1 protein-coding gene is annotated in these 268 nt (G+C 38.4%); it reads left to right on the forward strand.

Going from position 1 to position 268, the window contains the following annotated elements; genetic code table 11:
• Positions 1 to 32: 32 nt before the first annotated feature.
• A partial coding sequence (locus IQR33_RS36020; RefSeq protein WP_193844121.1) for a hypothetical protein occupies positions 33 to 268 on the forward strand: 236 nt, incomplete at its 3' end.

Below are 268 nucleotides of genomic sequence, written 5' to 3' on the forward strand. Positions count from 1 at the left end.
TGATACGAGCCCAAAAAGAGCATGCTAATAAGATGTTAATGCTTGACAATCAGTATCAGCAGCTTTTGATAGAAAATAACAAATTACTAAACGGTGGGTCTGAACCGAAAAAAGAGAAGGCATCGGATGAAGAGCGTTTAGCAAAATTCCAGGAGGAGACTAGGACAAAACGTAGAGCTCAACGAGAAGCTGAAGTTAATGCTCTGCTAAACGAAATGGAAAAACAAATCTTCGTTACAGATATTTATGAGATAGCTGGTCAGTTGAA

Source organism: Vibrio sp. OPT46, from assembly GCF_015163535.1.
Taxonomy (GTDB): Bacteria; Pseudomonadota; Gammaproteobacteria; order Enterobacterales; family Vibrionaceae; genus Vibrio; species Vibrio alginolyticus.